This is a genomic window from Bacillus sp. YP1 (genome assembly GCF_000877815.1).
GTDB classification, from domain to species: domain Bacteria; phylum Bacillota; class Bacilli; order Bacillales; family Bacillaceae; genus Bacillus; species Bacillus subtilis.
In genome coordinates this window covers 3746098-3763840 of record NZ_CP010014.1, presented here as the reverse complement: position 1 = coordinate 3763840, position 17743 = coordinate 3746098, and the positions used below count along the sequence as shown (strand labels likewise).

Annotated in this window: 18 protein-coding genes; 8 read left to right on the top strand and 10 right to left on the bottom strand. The window is 45.0% G+C overall.

Going from position 1 to position 17743, the window contains the following annotated elements; translation table 11 throughout:
- Nucleotides 1-3 precede the first annotated feature (3 nt).
- The 5 genes from ahpC to gntR form a co-directional block, all read right to left on the bottom strand.
- Nucleotides 4-567, bottom strand: coding sequence for an alkyl hydroperoxide reductase subunit C (gene ahpC / locus QF06_RS18500; RefSeq protein ID WP_003243686.1), 564 nt, complete (start codon nucleotides 565-567; stop codon nucleotides 4-6).
- 463 nt (nucleotides 568-1030) lie between these two features.
- Nucleotides 1031-2437: a decarboxylating NADP(+)-dependent phosphogluconate dehydrogenase gene (gene gnd / locus QF06_RS18495; RefSeq protein WP_003243876.1), complete on the bottom strand. Its 1407-nt coding sequence runs from the start codon at nucleotides 2435-2437 to the stop codon at nucleotides 1031-1033.
- Nucleotides 2438-2459: 22 nt separating this feature from the next.
- Nucleotides 2460-3806 (bottom strand): gluconate permease GntP, encoded by a 1347-nt coding sequence (gntP, locus tag QF06_RS18490; RefSeq protein WP_003243139.1) that lies wholly within the window; start codon nucleotides 3804-3806, stop codon nucleotides 2460-2462.
- A 28-nt stretch (nucleotides 3807-3834) separates the two neighbouring features.
- The gene (gntK, locus tag QF06_RS18485; RefSeq protein WP_015483939.1) at nucleotides 3835-5376 is read right to left on the bottom strand and encodes a gluconokinase; all 1542 of its coding nucleotides are present in this window, start codon (nucleotides 5374-5376) and stop codon (nucleotides 3835-3837) included.
- Nucleotides 5369-6100 carry a gluconate operon transcriptional repressor GntR gene (gntR, locus tag QF06_RS18480; RefSeq protein WP_003243132.1) on the bottom strand — a complete coding sequence of 244 codons (732 nt, stop codon included), beginning with the start codon at nucleotides 6098-6100 and terminating at the stop codon, nucleotides 5369-5371. The genes gntK and gntR overlap by 8 nt, the downstream gene beginning before the upstream one ends.
- A 195-nt stretch (nucleotides 6101-6295) precedes the next feature.
- Here gntR and QF06_RS18475 point away from each other — a divergent pair, with 195 nt between their 5' ends.
- Nucleotides 6296-7444, top strand: a complete 1149-nt coding sequence (locus tag QF06_RS18475; RefSeq protein ID WP_041850301.1) for a glycerate kinase — start codon at nucleotides 6296-6298, stop codon at nucleotides 7442-7444.
- A 92-nt stretch (nucleotides 7445-7536) separates the two neighbouring features.
- Nucleotides 7537-8568, top strand: coding sequence for a polysaccharide pyruvyl transferase family protein (locus QF06_RS18470; RefSeq protein ID WP_021481049.1), 1032 nt, complete (start codon nucleotides 7537-7539; stop codon nucleotides 8566-8568).
- A gap of 39 nt (nucleotides 8569-8607) precedes the next feature.
- Here the strand turns inward: QF06_RS18470 and QF06_RS18465 are convergent, their stop codons facing one another.
- Together QF06_RS18465 and QF06_RS18460 are read right to left on the bottom strand one after the other, a co-directional pair.
- On the bottom strand, nucleotides 8608-9300 hold the full coding sequence (locus tag QF06_RS18465; RefSeq protein ID WP_003227015.1) for an LrgB family protein: 693 nt from the start codon (nucleotides 9298-9300) through the stop codon (nucleotides 8608-8610).
- A complete protein-coding gene (locus tag QF06_RS18460; RefSeq protein WP_009968420.1) occupies nucleotides 9270-9674 on the bottom strand; it encodes a CidA/LrgA family holin-like protein in 405 nt (134 codons plus the stop codon). The genes QF06_RS18465 and QF06_RS18460 overlap by 31 nt, the downstream gene beginning before the upstream one ends.
- Nucleotides 9675-9900: 226 nt before the next feature.
- Here QF06_RS18460 and QF06_RS18455 point away from each other — a divergent pair, with 226 nt between their 5' ends.
- Nucleotides 9901-10332 (top strand): MarR family winged helix-turn-helix transcriptional regulator, encoded by a 432-nt coding sequence (locus QF06_RS18455; RefSeq protein ID WP_003243994.1) that lies wholly within the window; start codon nucleotides 9901-9903, stop codon nucleotides 10330-10332.
- 56 nt (nucleotides 10333-10388) lie between these two features.
- Here the strand turns inward: QF06_RS18455 and QF06_RS18450 are convergent, their stop codons facing one another.
- Complete coding sequence (locus QF06_RS18450) at nucleotides 10389-11459, bottom strand: SDR family oxidoreductase (protein ID WP_015715032.1); 1071 nt, start codon at nucleotides 11457-11459, stop codon at nucleotides 10389-10391.
- 130 nt (nucleotides 11460-11589) lie between these two features.
- On the opposite strand from QF06_RS18450, the gene yxaF reads away from it, so the two are divergent.
- The 3 genes from yxaF (at nucleotide 11590) to QF06_RS18435 (ending at nucleotide 14588) form a co-directional block, all read left to right on the top strand.
- On the top strand, nucleotides 11590-12165 hold the full coding sequence (yxaF, locus tag QF06_RS18445) for a transcriptional regulator YxaF (RefSeq protein ID WP_041850302.1): 576 nt from the start codon (nucleotides 11590-11592) through the stop codon (nucleotides 12163-12165).
- 93 nt (nucleotides 12166-12258) lie between these two features.
- On the top strand, nucleotides 12259-13272 hold the full coding sequence (qdoI, locus tag QF06_RS18440; RefSeq protein ID WP_043940242.1) for a quercetin 2,3-dioxygenase: 1014 nt from the start codon (nucleotides 12259-12261) through the stop codon (nucleotides 13270-13272).
- A 107-nt stretch (nucleotides 13273-13379) separates the two neighbouring features.
- Nucleotides 13380-14588 (top strand): DUF418 domain-containing protein, encoded by a 1209-nt coding sequence (locus QF06_RS18435; protein WP_032725023.1) that lies wholly within the window; start codon nucleotides 13380-13382, stop codon nucleotides 14586-14588.
- A gap of 29 nt (nucleotides 14589-14617) precedes the next feature.
- Here the strand turns inward: QF06_RS18435 and QF06_RS18430 are convergent, their stop codons facing one another.
- The gene (locus QF06_RS18430; protein WP_015250840.1) at nucleotides 14618-15073 is read right to left on the bottom strand and encodes an RDD family protein; all 456 of its coding nucleotides are present in this window, start codon (nucleotides 15071-15073) and stop codon (nucleotides 14618-14620) included.
- Nucleotides 15074-15327: 254 nt separating this feature from the next.
- On the opposite strand from QF06_RS18430, the gene QF06_RS18425 reads away from it, so the two are divergent.
- Nucleotides 15328-15753, top strand: a complete 426-nt coding sequence (locus QF06_RS18425; RefSeq protein WP_043940241.1) for a DUF5391 family protein — start codon at nucleotides 15328-15330, stop codon at nucleotides 15751-15753.
- Between the two features lie 100 nt (nucleotides 15754-15853).
- Nucleotides 15854-17086 (top strand): outer membrane protein assembly factor BamB family protein, encoded by a 1233-nt coding sequence (locus QF06_RS18420; protein WP_043940240.1) that lies wholly within the window; start codon nucleotides 15854-15856, stop codon nucleotides 17084-17086.
- A 42-nt stretch (nucleotides 17087-17128) separates the two neighbouring features.
- On the opposite strand, the gene QF06_RS18415 is transcribed toward QF06_RS18420, so the two are convergent.
- On the bottom strand, nucleotides 17129-17596 hold the full coding sequence (locus QF06_RS18415) for an RDD family protein (RefSeq protein ID WP_015715027.1): 468 nt from the start codon (nucleotides 17594-17596) through the stop codon (nucleotides 17129-17131).
- Nucleotides 17597-17743: the final 147 nt, after the last annotated feature.

Here is a 17743-nt window from a genome sequence, read left to right as displayed (position 1 = left end):
TCCTTAGATTTTACCTACTAGATCAAGGCTAGGTGTAAGAGTTTCGCCGCCTTCTTCCCATTTAGCCGGGCAAACTTCACCTGGGTTTTGACGAACGTATTGAGCTGCTTTTACTTTGTTTACAAGGTTGCTTGCGTCACGGCCGATACCGCCTGCATTGATTTCAACAGTTTGGATAACGCCGTCTGGATCGATGATGAATGTTCCGCGGTCAGCAAGGCCAGTTTCTTCGTCAAGAACATCGAAGTTGCGAGAGATCGTTTGAGATGGGTCACCGATCATTGCGTAAGTGATTTTGCTGATTTTTTCAGAGCTGTCATGCCAGCCTTTGTGTACGAAGTGAGTATCTGTAGAAACAGAGTATACTTCAACACCTAATTCTTTAAGTGCAGCATATTGTTCTTGAAGATCTTCAAGCTCAGTTGGGCATACGAAAGAGAAATCTGCTGGGTAGAAGCAGAATACGCTCCATTGGCCTTTCAAATCTTCGTTTGTTACATCGATGAATTCACCGTTTTTGAATGCTTTTGCTTCGAATGGAAGTACTTCTTTACCGATTAAAGACATAATGTATATTCCTCCTAAAAATGTATTAGAAAGCATAATCGCTTTCAATAATAATTCTAATTATATATGAATTATTAATTAATATATATTTTTTGTCAAGCCATAACCTACTTTTTTTCATCTTAATAAAGGTGTGACAGGTAGGATTTAGGCATTTCTTTTATAATAAATGAGAGGCTGATTCTCAATTAGATAAGGTTTTCAGGGACTTTTGTAAATCAGAATGCCAGGCCGTTTTGGCATTTGAACATTTTATGACACCATGGTCAAGGGCAAAGGACAATGGCCAAAAGCAGAATAGAACGGAACAGCAATCTGCTGTCACATGATGATCTTGGGGATTGTTTCTAGCTATTATTGTATCACTGTTTATGATATTTAAAACATAACTTATGTCTTCTGTTGTTTGGGATAGAAGAAAAAAACACGGTTCAGTTGAAACTGACCGTGTTTTTAATACAGGTTATTCAGACCAATTCGTATGGAAGACGCCGTCCATATCAGTCCGTTCGTACGTGTGAGCGCCAAAGTAATCGCGCTGTGCCTGCAAGAGGTTCGCATTGGAACGCCCTGTGCGGTAGCCGTCGTAATAAGAGAGCGCGGTAGTTAAGCATGGGAAAGAGATTCCGGTGCTGATACCCTCGCAAACGACTTTTCGCAGGCCTGTTTGATAGGCATGGAGCTTATCTGTGAAATAAGGCGCGATCAGCAGGTTAGCCAGATTTGGCTGCTCACTGAATGCTTCGCTGATCACGTTTAGGAAATCAGCGCGGATGATGCAGCCGCCTCGGAAAATCAAGGCGATGTCTTTGAGCGGCAGATTCCAGCCGTAAAGCTCAGATGACATCTTATATTGGGCAAAGCCTTGTGCATAGGCGCATACTTTCCCCATGTAAAGAGCCTGTCTGACGTATTCAATCCAAGTGTCTTTATCCAAGTGTTTTTCTTCGGCTTCCGGGCCTGCTAATACATCTTGAGCTGCCATCCGTTCTTCTTTTAAAGATGACAAGTAGCGGGCGAACAAGGACTCTGTGATGATCGTGGACGGGATGCCGTTATCAATCGCCTGCATGCTCGTCCATTTTCCGGTGCCTTTTTGGCCGGTTTTATCAAGGATGACATCGATCAGAGGCTGTCCTGTTTTTTCGTCTTTTTTGCGTAAAATCTCAGCTGTAATCTCTATTAAATAGCTTTTCAGCTCACCTTGATTCCATGTTTCAAAAATAGATGCAATTTCATCTAGCGGCAGACGAAGCGTTTCTCTTAGAAACGTATAAGCTTCTGCAATCAGCTGCATGTCGGCATATTCAATGCCGTTGTGCACCATTTTTGTAAAGTGCCCTGCCCCTTTTGGTCCGATATAGACACAGCAAGGGTCATCTCCGACTTGGGCTGCGATTTTCGTCAGGATAGGAGCGGCTTTCTCATAGACGTCGCGATCTCCGCCCGGCATGATGGAAGGCCCTGTTAACGCACCGACTTCACCGCCGGAAATGCCGACTCCCAGGTAGCCGATCCCTTTTTCCTTCAGCTCGTCATATCTTCTTTCTGTGTCTTCATAGTGGGAGTTTCCTCCGTCCATGATGACGTCGCCTTCTTCAAGCAAAGGCTTTAATGATTGGATGACGGAATCTACGGGTTTTCCCGCTGTGACCATCAAAAAGATTTTTCTTGGTTTTTCTAACGATTGAACAAAGTCCTCAAGCTCGTAATACGGGCTGAGAGATTGTCCATCCAGCTTTTGGATAAGCTGGTCCGTTAAATCTCTGGTGTAATTATAGACAGCGACGTTTTCGCCTTTATTTGCCATGTTTAAGGCGATGTTGCTTCCCATTACGCCTAAGCCTATGACACCAATCGAATTGAACATGTGTTACAGCTCCTTCTTAATTTCATACAACTAAACTTAACAATAAAATGAATCCCAGTCCAGCAACGGAAATAATGGTTTCCAGCAATGTCCATGTGGCGAATGTTTCTTTCATGCTTAATCCGAAGTATTCCTTGAACATCCAGAAGCCGGCGTCATTGACGTGTGAAGCGATGACACTTCCGGCTCCTGTTGCGAGTACGACTAACGCCAGGTTAACATCAGAATGGCCCAATAACGGAATGACCAGACCTGTTGTGCTTAGTGCGGCAACAGTCGCCGATCCTAGAGAAATGCGCAGGATCGCTGCGATGAGCCATGCCAGAATGATTGGCGATAATGCCGTTCCTTTGAATAAGTCTGCTACGTAATCGCCGACACCGCCGTTGATCAGCACTTGTTTGAAGGCGCCGCCTCCTCCGATGATCAAAAGCATCATGCCGATTTGTGAAATGGCAGTTGAACAAGAATCCATCACGGTTTTGACTGGAATGTTGCGCTTGATGCCCATTGTATAGACTGCGACCAATAACGAAATAATCATAGCAGTCGATGCGTTTCCAATCAATCTGATAAAAGCTAAAACTCCGTTATCTGCAAACCCGATTGTTTCTTGAAGCAGGTCGATAATGGTCGCGACCGACATGATGATAATCGGGAGCATTGCAGTAAAGACACTGATTCCAAAGCCGGGTGTTTCTTCAAGGTTAAACGTTTTTTGTGTGCCGAGTGATGCAATATTGCCGTTTTTCGCAAATGATGCAGGAACGATTTTTTTCGCGAACTTTGTAAATAACGGCCCTGCGATGAGCACTGTCGGAACAGCAACAATAAAGCCGTACAGCAGCACTTCTCCAATATTAGCGCCATACTCACCGGCGATCGCCGTAGGTCCCGGGTGCGGCGGCAGGAAACCGTGTGTAACGGATAGTGCCGCGACCATCGGGATTCCGAGAAATAAAATAGAAATCTTCAATTCTCTTGAAATCGCAAAGACAATCGGAATTAATAGAACCAGTCCTACTTCAAAAAATAACGCAATCCCAATAATAAATGAGGCAATGACAACGGCCCATTGAATATTTTTCTCACCGAATTTGTTGACGAGCGTCATCGCAATGCGCTGTGCGCCTCCTGAATCCGCGATCAGCTTGCCCAGCATCGCACCGAGTCCGAAGATGAGCGCGATGTGGCCAAGAGTCCCCCCTATTCCTGCTTCGATGGAGCTGACAACTTTATCGAACGGCATCCCGAGTGCCAGTGCCACGCCGAACGATACGACCAGCAGGGAAATAAATGTGTTTAATTTTAAGCCCATAATCAGAAATAGTAATGCTAAGATCCCAAGTGCAACGATGATTAACGGCATGGTAATGCCCTCCCCTTCATGTCATGTACTATTTGTGTGTGATTAAGCCCCTCTGATAATCTGCAATTTGTGTATATTGATTTTCTAATAATCTTGATAGATTGATGAAAATCGGCATTAATGTTCTGTATTCCTTGGCTGAGTCTTCGATCGGCGTATGTCTGTATGTGCTGCCGATCATGTCGGACACGGCGTCGAAAGAGTCAATTTTTCCTGTTGCATACAGGCCTAAAATGCAGGCGCCGAGACATGAGCTTTCGTAGCTTTCCGGAACGACAACCTCTGATTCGAAGATATCCGACATCATTTGGCGCCAAACCTCCGACCTTGCAAAACCCCCTGTCGCTTGGATGCGGGTTACCGGGCCATCCATGCATTCAGTTAACGCCAAGAACACCGTGTACAGGTTGTAAATGACGCCTTCCAATGCCGCGCGTATCATATGCTCTTTCTTATGCGACATGGTCAGGCCAAAAAATGAGCCGCGTACATCCGGATTCCACAACGGAGCGCGTTCTCCGGCGAGATATGGGTGGAACAGCAGACCGTCAGAACCGGGTCTGACGCGTTGGGCAATTTTCGTCAGCACGTCATATGGATCAATGCCCAGCCGTGTCGCTGTTTCGATTTCGGAGGAGGCAAACTCGTCTCTGATCCAGCGAAGGACGATGCCCCCATTGTTCACAGGTCCCCCAATAACCCAATGCTTGTCCGTCAAGGCATAGCAGAAAATTCTCCCTTTTTCATCGGTTTGCGGTTTGTCTATAATCGTCCGGATGGCACCACTTGTTCCGATGGTGACTGCGATTTCGCCCTTTTTAATGGCGTTGACGCCGAGGTTGGACAGCACGCCGTCGCTGGCACCGATGACAAAAGGCGTTTCCGGATCGATTCCCATTTGGATCGCTATTTCCGGGCTGCAGTGCTGAAAGATCTGGGTTGTCGGCACGAGTTTGGATAAGTGATCCGGCGTGATGCCTGCGATGCGCAGTGCCTCTTCGTCCCAATCCAAGCCTTTCAGGTTCATCATGCCTGTCGCTGATGCCAAGGAGTAATCGATGACATACTCATTGAACAGCTGTTTAAAAATGTATTCTTTGATGCCGATATATTTTTTTGCCTTGGAAGCGATTTCTTTTCTTTCATTCGTGATCCAGGCAATTTTACTTAACGGTGCCATCGGATGAATCGGTGTTCCCGTCCGTTTGTACACCTCATGTCCGTTCAATTCCTCTTTGATCTTATGCGCCCAGCCTTCACTTCTGTTGTCGGCCCATGTAATGCATGGCGTCAGCGGCTTGTCATTTTCGTCGATTGCAATGACGCTGTGCATGGCGCTGCTGAATGAAATGAAAGAGATCTGTTTTTCGGGATGCTGTTTTGTAATTCTCGCTGTTGTATGGATGACTGCCTGAAAAATCTCTTCCGGATTTTGTTCAGCTGTTGAGATGTCCGGTGTATAGAGCGGGTAGCCGATGCTTTCTTTCTGTACCACATCTCCGTTTTCACTGAACAGCACAGCTTTTGTGCTTGTCGTGCCGATATCGATTCCTAACATATAACTAGTCATTGTTGTATTCAGCTCCTTTTGCCAGCATTTGTTGTGAGAGCCATAGGTCTTCTACCTTATCCTGCACATCATCAAAGTTTTGGTGAAGAGACTGAATCATCAGCGCCCTATCCTTTGTTTTGATGGCTTGAATATAAAGCTCGTGGTTATCTAAAATCCTTGTGAAGTCTTCATACTTTTCCTTTAACCGTACCCGCATCGATAAAAGAATAAAGCTTTCCATGACGGGTTTTAGATTGTTCCAGATCATCTGAATGTATGAATGATCAATCGCTCGGATAATCGTTTCATGGAACAGCACATCTTGAAATGAAAATTCGTCAGCGTCCTCATATTTGATTGAGACTTTCATCATCTCAAGAATTTTGCTGAGATCCTTAACTAAAGGCTCAATGTCTATTTTGACAAGCCGTTCAAAGACAAATGTTTCTAATAGTAACCGCACATCATAAATTTCCGCGATTTTCTTCTCAGTTAAACCAATTACGACCGCTCCCATTCGTTCTAAGCGGATGATTTTTTCGGATGCGAGTATTTTTAGCGCTTCGCGAACCGGCGAACGGCTTACTGAAAACTCGGCGGCGATTGTATTTTCTGATAAAATGGTACCGCTTTCAATCAGGCCTGAAACGATCCGCATTCTCAGCTCGTATGCGACACGAACCCCGGTTGACGCTTTTGAGAGCCATTTTGCGGGATACAACAGGTCTTTGGAGTCTAGCATACACTCACCTTCCTCACTCAAGGAGTATACTTGTATACAAGTATGATAACGTGAATATTTCTTTTATGCAAACACTTTCATTTCTAATTTTTAATAAAATTTTTCCCAATCATTATGGTATTTATTTCTAAATGGAATATGGTACATTGGAGATAACTAGCATAAGTGAATCATGTTTTGAAAGAGGCGATTTGGATGAAAATCATCATTGCACCTGATTCTTTTAAGGAAAGCTTATCAGCTCTGGAGGCAGCCGAAGCGATAGAAAGAGGTTTCAAATCGGTCTTTCCGGGTGCTGATTACAGAAAATTGCCGGTGGCGGACGGCGGCGAGGGAACCGTTCAATCTCTAGTCGATGCGACCAACGGAAGGATCATAGAGCAAGTTGTCACAGGGCCGCTGGGGGAACCGGTGAAAGCTTTCTTTGGCATGATGGGAGATGGGAGAACAGCTGTGATTGAAATGGCTGCTGCTTCAGGGCTGCATCTGGTGCCTGTTTATAAGCGAAATCCGCTCATCACTACAACAAGGGGAACGGGAGAATTAATCAGAGCAGCTCTTGATGCGGGAGCGGAGCGATTGATCATCGGAATCGGCGGAAGCGCCACGAACGACGGGGGAGCCGGGATGATTCAGGCATTGGGCGTAAGGCTTCTTGATAACTCAGGCCGCGAGATTGGCCCAGGGGGCGGCGCGTTATCTCAGCTTGCATCAATAGATGTTAGCGGGCTTGATTCCAGATTGCGGAATGTCAAACTGGAAGTTGCCTGTGACGTGGACAATCCGTTAACAGGACCAAAGGGTGCTACGGCTGTTTTCGGGCCGCAAAAAGGCGCGACGGCCGACATGCTGGATGTACTAGACCAGAACGTAAGCCATTTCGCTGATATGGCAGAAAAAGAGCTCGGATCAACCTTCCGAGATACAGAGGGCGCCGGTGCAGCGGGCGGTCTTGGATGGAGCCTGCTGACTTATCTTCAGGCTGACCTGAAAAGAGGCATTGATATTGTCCTTGAAGCGGTTGATTTTGAAAGTATCGTTCAGGATGCAGATCTTGTGATTACCGGCGAGGGACGGATCGACAGCCAAACGGTTCATGGAAAAACGCCGATCGGCGTAGCCAAGGCGGCTAAATCATACGATGTGCCTGTCATCGGTATTGCGGGATCAGTATCACGTGACAGTGATGCCGTCTATCAACACGGAATCGATGCGCTTTTCAGCATCGTCCCCGGAGCCGTGCCGCTAGAAGATGCGTTTGAACATGCCGCGGAATATATGGAAAGAACGGCGCGGGACATTGCAGCGTCTATCAAATTGGCGAAAACGATGTTTCTGATATAGCCGATGCACATGCCAATGCATAGCCATCCTTCTTTTTGGGTAGAGACAGTTAACACACAATGAGGAATTCATCCCAGAAGGAGGACGCAGATATGACTGTACAAGAAATCAAAGGCAAAAAACTAGTAAAAGGCATTGCGCCAAATGTGGAGCCGGAAGCTCTGTTAAATGATAAACGAAAAGTATTTTTGTTTGGTTCCCCTAGTTACACAAATATTGGCGACCAAGCGATTGCGTATGCGGAAGAGAAATTTGTCAAAAATCATTTTCCGTATTATGAATACATTGAGATTATGGATTATGCGACGGATGAGGGCATTGAACTGGTGAAGGAGATCATTCGTGAAGACGATATTGTCTGCTTTACAGGCGGAGGGAACTTAGGAAACCTTTATCTCGATATTGAGGAAGACAGAAGAAAGGTCTTTTCGGCGTTTAAAGACTACAAATCAATTTCTCTGCCACAATCCGTTTATTTTGAGGATACAGAGGAAGGACAGAAGGAAAAGAAAAAAACACAGGATGCGTACCATCAAAATACAAACTTAACGATTGCTGCGCGTGAGACGCAAACACTGGATGTTGTGAAAGAGACCTTCAACTCCAATGTGATCTTTACACCGGACATGGTGCTTTCCTTGGATATTGTGCCGCGAGAGCTCGAGCGGGACGGCGTTCTCTTTATTTTAAGAGCGGATAAGGAGAAAGTGACTGACGAAGATTTTATTTCACAGATGAAGCAATGGGCAGAAAAAACAACTTACACAGAGCGTACCGATACGGTGCTGGATACGGTAGACACCATCGATTACGCTGATCGTGAAAAGCATTTTATGGAGATGCTGGACCGCATCGGCTCCAGTAAATTGGTGATTACCGACCGCCTTCACGCGATGATTTTCTCGATTATCACCAAAACACCTTGCCTTGTCTTTGGAAACAGCTATGGCAAAGCCAAACATTCATACCGGGATTGGCTTGAAAGCTTAAACTTCATTGAATATACAGATAAGAATGATGTTGAGGAGCTGGAGCGCATGATTGACCGCCTGCTTCAAGCAGAGCCGAATGACGTTGATTTATCTAAGGACTTTCAGCCGCTGATTGATTTTTTTGCTTCTTAAACGAAAAAGACTGCCCTCCCCCGGGGCAGTCTTTCTTTGTTAAATATGAAACAGCCAGACGACGAGCGGGCCGAAGAATGAGCCGAGCACCGCACAAAGCGTCATGGAGACGGAACTCATGGATACGGCCAATTCCCCATATTCCAACGCTTTGGAGGTACCCAGTGCATGGGAGGCGCTGCCTAATGCAATGCCTTGTCCAAGGGAACTGCGTATGCGAAGCCATTTTAGGAAAAGAGGCCCGAGGATGACGCCTGAAAAGCCCGCAATCATGACAAATACGACTGTCATGGAAGGGACGCCGCCAAGACCGGCGGCGATCTGAATAGCGACAGGGGTTGTGATCGACTTTGGCAGAATGGATAATAAGAGATCATGATCAATCCCGAATGCTTCTGCGAAGATCAGCCCGCTGATCATTCCCATGCATAATCCGACCAGGACGCCGCCTAGAATGGGAACACAATGTTTGACAATGATATGCCATTGTTTATAAAGCGGATAGGCCAGTGCCACGACAGCCGGCCCAAGCAAAGAATTGATCCATTTCCCCCCGATCATATAGCCTTCATAGGAAACATGAAACATCATCAAAGCCGCTACAATCAAAATTGTCGTTGTCAGAACAGGGATCAGAAATGGAAGCGGGAATCGCTTATAGAGTTTGACCATCGCTAAATAAGCGGCAACTGTTAAAAGAATTATAATGATCGCGATACATGCTTGCTGCATTTCTCTTTCTCCTCCCGTTTTTTAGCTTTTTTCTCTAATAGCTGGCTGGCGAATCCAGCCGCAATGATCGTGACGATGGTGCTCAGAACGACTGTAATCAGCAGCATCAGGCCATTGAATGAAATGAGAGACGGATAGTTTATCACTCCTGTCATTGCCGGGATGAACAACAATGGAAGGAAGGATAATAAAAACCCTGCTCCGTCTTCAATGATGGAGACGGGAACAATACGGAGGCCCAAGCAGATCAGAAGCAATACCAATCCAACGATGCTTCCTGACACGGGTAAATGAAACAGATGCTGAATGGCTTCCCCGATCATAAAAAATACATATAATATCAACACTTGCAAGATAATTCGTATGACTTTCACATCAAGTGCTGCTCTCCAATCAGAACAGCTTCCTCCTTTCTGGTGCTTGCTTCTAGGATGGTTCTGAGGAATCGCTTTACTTTCTTTTTATATGATTGTACTATACAAGTATAATGATTGATTTATTCATATAACGACTTGTATTTATTCAGTTAATGTACATTTGTATTATACAAGTATATATGATGTTGTCAATGCCGGAGATTGGAATAGGGAGCGAGAGCGATTGCAAAATCAAAATCCAGTTGAATTAATTGAATATGAGCTGACGACTTTTATCAGGAGAGCTGTTTATCTGGATCAATCAGAGAAAAGAACAGGGAATTTGGAGAGATCTTCGTACTTATTACTGAGACAATTGGATGAGTTTGGCCCTGCTCGTGTTAAGGAATTGGCAGAATCGTTTAAGCTTGATATTTCTACTCTTTCAAGACAAGCAGCTGCATTAGAGGCAAAGGAGCTCATCTATCGTTTCTCAGACCCGTCTGATGGGAGAGTCAGCCTGTTTACCATTACAAAACTCGGCAAACAACTATTAAAAGCCGATCAGCAAAAGCGCCTTGAACGTTATGAACAGATGCTGAAAGAATGGTCAACACAGGAAAAAGAGATGTTTGGCGAGCTGCTGCAGCGTATGAACAAGGCTTTTATCGATTAACTGCTGAAAAACCCATGGTTCGCTGGAACAGCATGGGTTTTTCTTATGGTCAGAGATTACCTGCATCGTTTGGCGGCAGCCCAAGCCACTAGTCCGGCAACAACAGCCGCCGATACAATGGGGCGCTTCGTCGCTTTTGTGTAGTAGCTTCTTGACCTCATCCATCCTTTATTTGTGCCTCTGTCATGCATACCGCAGCCCGCATCATAAAGAGCGCTTTCTTCTCGCGGTTTGGACGGTTTTTCGGCATGCTGGCTGTGATACATGATTTTTTCCATCAGTCTGTCGGTCAGACGAGGGAAAAGCGCCCCCAGCATGGCGATGGCTTTGGCCTGTGAGCCGATGTACATGTCGCGCTTAGGGTGTTCGGCGGCAAACAGGATCGCTTCGGCGACTGCTTCCGGTGGATAGATCATGGAGCGGTAATGAGCCGGCTGTTTGTCGAGGTAGCTGTGCGCATGCTCATTATAAGGTGTGTCAATTCTGCCCGGGTGAATGAGCGTTACCGAGACGGGCGCCTGTTCCTTTTCGAGCTCCATTCGGATGCTTTCCGTCCAGCCGTGAAGCGCAAATTTGGCAGATGCATATGTGGATTGAATGACCGTTCCCCTGTCTCCGAACAGGCTTCCTACATTAATGAGTGCGCCCGGCACACCTCTGCCGGTGTAGTGTTTGACAGCCGCTCTTGTTCCGTAAACAGGTCCCCAGAAATTTGTGTCGAACATGCGCTTCATGTCTTCGACGGTGACGTCCATGGCATGTCCGAAAGTCGAGACGGCCGCATTGTTGACCCATGTGTCAAAGCGGCCGAATGTGCTGATCGCGGTTTCTGCGATGCGGTTGACGTCCTCTTCTTTTCCGACATCCGCCTTTACCCATATGGCGTCGTGCCCTTTTTCCTTAAGTTCATCAGTGAGCTCCTTCAGCGCGTCTTCATTTCGTGCTGCTGCCACGACCTTTGCGCCTTTTTCAGCTGCCATTCTCGCCGTGACAAGTCCGATTCCGCTTGAAGCGCCAGTAATGACGATCACCTGATCCTTAAGCTTTTTCAGTTTGAGCTTTGTTTTTATGGCGGGGTTTTGTCGTTCAAGCTGCTCTGTATTCGTGACTGAATGATCGATTGTCATTGAGAGATCCCTCCTAGACGCTGTTTTTGTACATTACCCCATCCGGGAGGGTCTTACCCCTTTTGACAATCACAGGGTTCTTTTTTATATTATATAAGTCGCTCTACCATACCTAGGAGGGAATGTTTTAATGACTAGCAGAGGAGATTCACGTGAAAAAATCCTTCACACGGCGTCACGTCTGTTCCAGCTGCAAGGATATCACGCGACAGGTTTGAACCAGATTGTAAAAGAAAGCGGTGCTCCTAAGGGATCGCTTTATCACTTTTTTCCGAAGGGCAAAGAAGAACTAGCAATTGAAGCGGTTACATATACAGGTAAGATCGTTGAACATCTGATACAGAAAAGCATGGATGAAACCTCTGATCCTGTTGAAGCGATTCAGCTTTTTATCAAAAAAACAGCCAGCCAATTTGATAACACAGAAAGCATTAAAGGTATTCCAGTCGGTTTGCTGGCGAGTGAGACAGCGTTAATCAGTGAACCGCTGCGGACGGTTTGCATGAAGGTGTTTAAAAGCTGGGAAGCGGTTTTTGCCAGAAAATTAATGGAAAACGGATTTGCAGAAGAAGAAGCAAATCAGCTTGGAACGCTGATTAATTCGATGATTGAGGGCGGCATCATGCTTTCGTTAACGAATAAAGACAAAACGCCTCTTCTTCTCATTGCCGAACAAATACCAGTGCTGGTGAGAAAAAAAGGGTAGCATTTTGTTATCCTTTCTCCTACAATTATATAGAACGGTCTAGACAAATAAATGATAATATATAGACTGGTCTAAATTGGAGGAAGCGATAATATGAAAACATTATGTAAACATTCATTGCCTAAAGAAAAAATGCCTTATTTGCTCCGGAGCGGAGAAGGCGAGCGCTATCTGTTCGGCAGACAGGTTGCCACGGTGATGGCGAATGGGAGGAGCACAGGTGATTTGTTTGAGATCGTGCTTCTTTCCGGGGGAAAAGGAGATGCCTTTCCGCTTCACGTCCACAAGGACACACATGAAGGAATTCTCGTTTTGGACGGGAAACTGGAACTGACACTTGATGGTGAACGCTATTTATTAATATCAGGTGATTATGCCAACATTCCGGCGGGAACACCGCACAGCTACCGGATGCAGAGCCACAGAACAAGACTGGTATCTTACACGATGAAAGGAAACGTAGCGCACTTGTATTCCGTTATTGGGAATCCGTATGATCACGCTGAACATCCGCCGTACGCAAGCGAAGAAGTCTCAAACGAGCGATTTGCAGAAGCAGCCGCTGTAGCGGACATTGTATTTCTAGATGAAGGAAAGCCTGCATGTTCGGCCAAATTAGCGGAACTTACAGAGCTGCCAGATGGAGCGGTTCCATACGTTCTTGAATCTGGAGAAGGAGATCGCCTGTTGACTGGAGATCAGCTTCACCGCATTGTGGCTGCACAAAAAAATACAGATGGCCAGTTTATCGTCGTATCCTCTGAAGGCCCTAAAGGTGACCGAATCGTTGATCACTACCATGAACATCATACAGAAACATTTTATTGCCTTGAAGGTCAGATGACGATGTGGGCAGATGGCCAGGAAATTCAGCTGAATCCGGGAGATTTCCTGCATGTCCCTGCAAATACCGTTCACTCCTATCGCCTTGATTCTTACTATACAAAGATGGTGGGCGTATTGGTTCCTGGTTTATTTGAACCGTTTTTCCGGACGTTAGGCGACCCGTATGAAGGCCACATCTTCCCATGTGAGCCTCAGGCTTTGCGCTTTGATCGCGTTTTGCAGAATATCGAAGCATTAGATTTAAAGGTGATGAAACCATAAAGATGACAAGATTGTAAGGTTTTCATGCCGGCCTGACACCTAAATCGATGTTTCCGCGCTTCATTTTTTCATACCCTTAAGGTACAGAAAAAAGGAGCGTGATGGCTATGTCTTCATTACAGCCGACTTTAACAAATGAGCGGATCGGTGTGCTTGATGTGCTGAGAGGAATGGCGATTTTCGGCATCTTATTTGTCAATCTGGCACATTTTAGTTATCCGGATATGTATTTGTCTATGCTTGGAAAAGAGAATTTTTTCATGGATAAGTGGTCTGAAGCTGATTTTGCCGCCGCAGACATACTGAAATTCTTCATTCAAACAAAATGTATTTTATTGTTTTCCTTTTTATTTGGATTTGGCATGGTTGTCATGATGGAGAGAGCAGAAAACAAAGGGAAACGGTTTGTTCCGTTATATGTGAGAAGGTTAATGGCGCTTCTCTTGTTTGGAACGATTCATGCCTTTTTGATATGGGACGGGGATATTTTAACAGAATACGCCCTGCTCGGTTTTGTCCTGCTCTTGTTTCGAAAAGCAAAGCCGAAAACACTGCTGATATGGGCGGTCTCTTTGTATCTTCTGTTTTCCATTCCGTTCATGTTGACAAGTTTTGATCAATCAAACGGACAGGAATGGGTACAAGCGGTAACACAGCAGGCAAAACAAGCGATTCATGTTTATGGAAGCGGCAGCCTGAGGGACATTGCAGAACAACGGATCCATGATCGTCTTGTTTACATGTCTTCGAATGGCATGCTTACGTATAATCCGCTCAACTTTTTCTTTGCATCCATTCCATATTTCAGCATGTTTTTGCTGGGAGCTGCGGCAGCAAAATCACGGTATTTGCATGAACCGGAAAAGCATCGCAAAGGATTAAAACGATTATGGATGGCTGGGCTTGTCATCGGCATCGGCGCCCATGTGCTGTACAGTGTAACGGAAAAGGAACTATTTCTGCTGATTGGCGCGCCTTTCCTCATGTTTTTCTATGTTACAACGGTTGTCTATCTTTATCATAAAACAAAAGTGAGAACAGTGTTGCAATCATTCTCCGCTGTTGGGAGGATGGCATTTACCAATTATTTGATGCAGTCTATTGTGTGTACTTGGATTTTTTATCATTACGGCTTGGGCCTGTATGGAAAAGTGTACCCTGCTGCGGGCGTGCTCATTACAATTGCTGTTTGTGCCGTTCAAATGGTCTTCAGCCACCTTTGGCTTCGTGTCTTTCGGATGGGGCCGTTTGAGTGGCTGTGGAGAAGCGCTACGTATCTGTCGTGGCAGCCTATTGTAAAGAAAACAAAAGTCTAGATGCCTATTGGCGTCTAGACTTTTTTCTATTATTTATACACGACACGTGTTTTGCAAATGATGTCATGCAGGCCTTTTTTCTCTCCAAAGGCGATCATGATAAACCCGATATAAAAGATGATTCCAGATAAGATATAGGCAAAGTAACGGCCAATTCCCTGTCCGACAGAAACCCGTTCGCCTTGTTCATTGACCACTTTCAGGCCAAGAATTTTTTTGCCAAGTGTGCCTTGCATTTTAGAAGCTGTGAGCAGCCCGTAATATAACACACTGATGACGATCATGATCAGCATAGTAGGCAAAAATGCAAGCGTCATGTATTTCACTAAATACTCTTCTTCCGTCATGTAAGGGTTTGTTGCCACAGCCCCAGCTACAAAAACAGAATTGATCACAAATAGAATAATATAACTAGGAACAGATACAATAATGCCATCAATAAAATAAGCTAAAAAACGAATCCAAAATCCTGCTGGTTTTTCCATGTATTTTTCTCTCTCCTCTGAATTAATCTGGAATAGTATACTTTGAAAAACAAGTACATGCAATATGGTATGGTGATAAAATCCTGATATTACAGAAAAATGAGTCTTTTATCCTTTGTTTTTTACTATATAAATATACTAGAAAGAAGTATAGCATTTGTGTATGCATTCTGGAATTTTTTAATAAATAATGAATTTTCTACTCAGCTCTCTTATAATGAAAAGGTTAATATTTCTATCTAAGGAGGAGTTTGATGTCTAGAAAAAACAGCGTGGCGATCCTGACAGCCATTTCTGCGTTTCTTTTTTGCGCTGTGATCGTGGCGGCTTCACTTTCGCCGCTGGCCGGAACGGGAGCGGCGGCCAATCAGTTTAATTCAGTTGGCATGTGGTCAGCTGTCGGTATGATCCTTGTATTGTATTTCATTCCATTTCTCGTTTATATGCTCGGAGTCGATGCAATGAGGTATGTCATGGCGGTGCTTTGCGGCTTTGGGCTTTTGATTCATTTGTCTTCGGCCGGTTTTATCTTGATGTTTAGTTTCTTTAGTGACCATCTGCTTTCTGAGGTGATCTTTGTTTTCGGAATTAGTCTCGCTGCGGCTGCTGTCAACGTCATTTGGTTTGTGGCTGCATTTCGGCCGGGTGCTGAAAAAACGTCCGTGAATACTCTTACATAGTTTTCTAGTTTGTTATGTTTTTGTGAAATAGATTTATAAAATGGATGAATATGTTATGATGGTCACAAATTAGAAGTTACATATAATGGGGGTCTCAATGATGGTCAAGTCATTTCGTATGAAAGCTTTGATTGCGGGAGCTGCGGTGGCGGCGGCTGTTTTGGCCGGCGCTGTTTCTGATGTGCCCGCTGCCAAAGTGCTTCAGCCGACAGCTGCTTATGCGGCGGAAACGGTGTTTTCTCAAAATAATGGAGCATCTGGCTTTTTGCCAGGAAGATATGATGTACAAGCGATGGCGCCTGCCATGTTTAACTGGTCACGCGAAAGCCGGTTCGCCGGAAATACAGACGGGACGCTGAAATGGCAAAACGACATCAGAACGACTCCGCAAAATGGAGCGGGGGCTGTGATTGACGGAGACGGCACAGTATATCTTCATTCCAGAGACGGGGAAATGAAAGCCTTTAATCCAGACGGCTCAGTCAAATGGGTGACTGGCAATCTTGGAAAAACATATACGCAATCTCCTGTACTTGGGACCAACGGCGTTATCTATTTGGCATCCTATGACAAAAAGATTTATTTTATTGACAAAGAAACGGGAGAAATTTTAACAACGGTTCCGTTAAGCGGCGGGCCAAGCTCTGAAACGGTGATCGGTTCAGACGGGACGTTGTATTTCTCAACACTTGATAATTATGTTCACGCGATCAAACCGACGTCAAAATCAACCTGGACAGAGCGCTGGAAGTTGAAAACAAATGGTGTCGTCAGCTCTGTGCCGGTGCTTGCCAAAAACGGCACCGTGTATGTCGGCACATATAATTACGTGTTTTATGCGATCAACTCCGGAACCGGACAGGTGAAATGGTCCAGAACGACGTCAAATGCGTTTAAAGGATATCCGGTGATTGATAAGGATGGCAACGTTTATGCCGGTAACCAAGACGGACAGCTGTATGCCTATACATCAACAGGCAGTTTGAAATGGACATTCCCGTTAAACGGGTTCTCCAGCTCATCTCCTGCGATTGATCATAATGGCAATATCTACATCGGCTCAGGAAGCGGCGAGCTGTTTTCCATCAGCAAAAACGGGGATATGAACTGGTCATTCTACACAGACGGCCCTGTCAGAACGGCGCCGCTGATTGACGCAAAGGGAACGGTGTATTTCGGGTCAGATGATATGAAGGTTTATGCGGCAGACGCAAACGGCAATGAATTATGGAGCTATCAAACCGACAGCAACGTCGTGTCTTCTCCTCAGCTCGCTGAGGACGGAACGCTTTATATTGGAAGTTATACGAAGCTGATGGCTTTTGGGAAATAGTAAAACAGGCTGGCGAGGTTAACTCGGCAGCCTGTTTTTTGATCAATCAAGATATTTATTTTTATAGACAACCTTTGTCCCGCAAATATAATCATGTAATGCCAGTTTAGAGGGAAAGGCCGCCATGATAAAACCGATATATAAGATCTTAGATAATGTGTAAGCGAAGAAACGGCCGAAGCTGTGCCAAAAAGAAATACGCTCACCATGCTGATTGACAACGATGATGCCCATGAGTTTTTTTCCAAATGCTGCTTGCATGTTTGAAGAAGTCAGCAAGCTATAGTAAAGAATAGCGAAAATAAATATGATGGCCAAAACAGGGATTGTTCCAATGATCAACATGAAAAACTCATATTGGGCTTCTGACATGTGTGTACCTGCCGCATCAATGAGTGGCAACACAATGAAGGTGTTAATGAAAATCATAATGAAAGAGAATATAGCTATAATAAATACATCAATAATAGAGGCGGCTGCCCGAATCCAAAATCCTGCTGGTTTTTCCATGTATCATTTTACTCCTTTGAAGTTTTCTGGGATATTATACGTTAGAGGCTGCAGGGTTTGGTCTCGTAGTAAAAATGGTATTTTATCACTTTTAATCTCTTTATTTAGGTGATATAAAGATAAAAAAAGAACCTGCAAGATGATGCA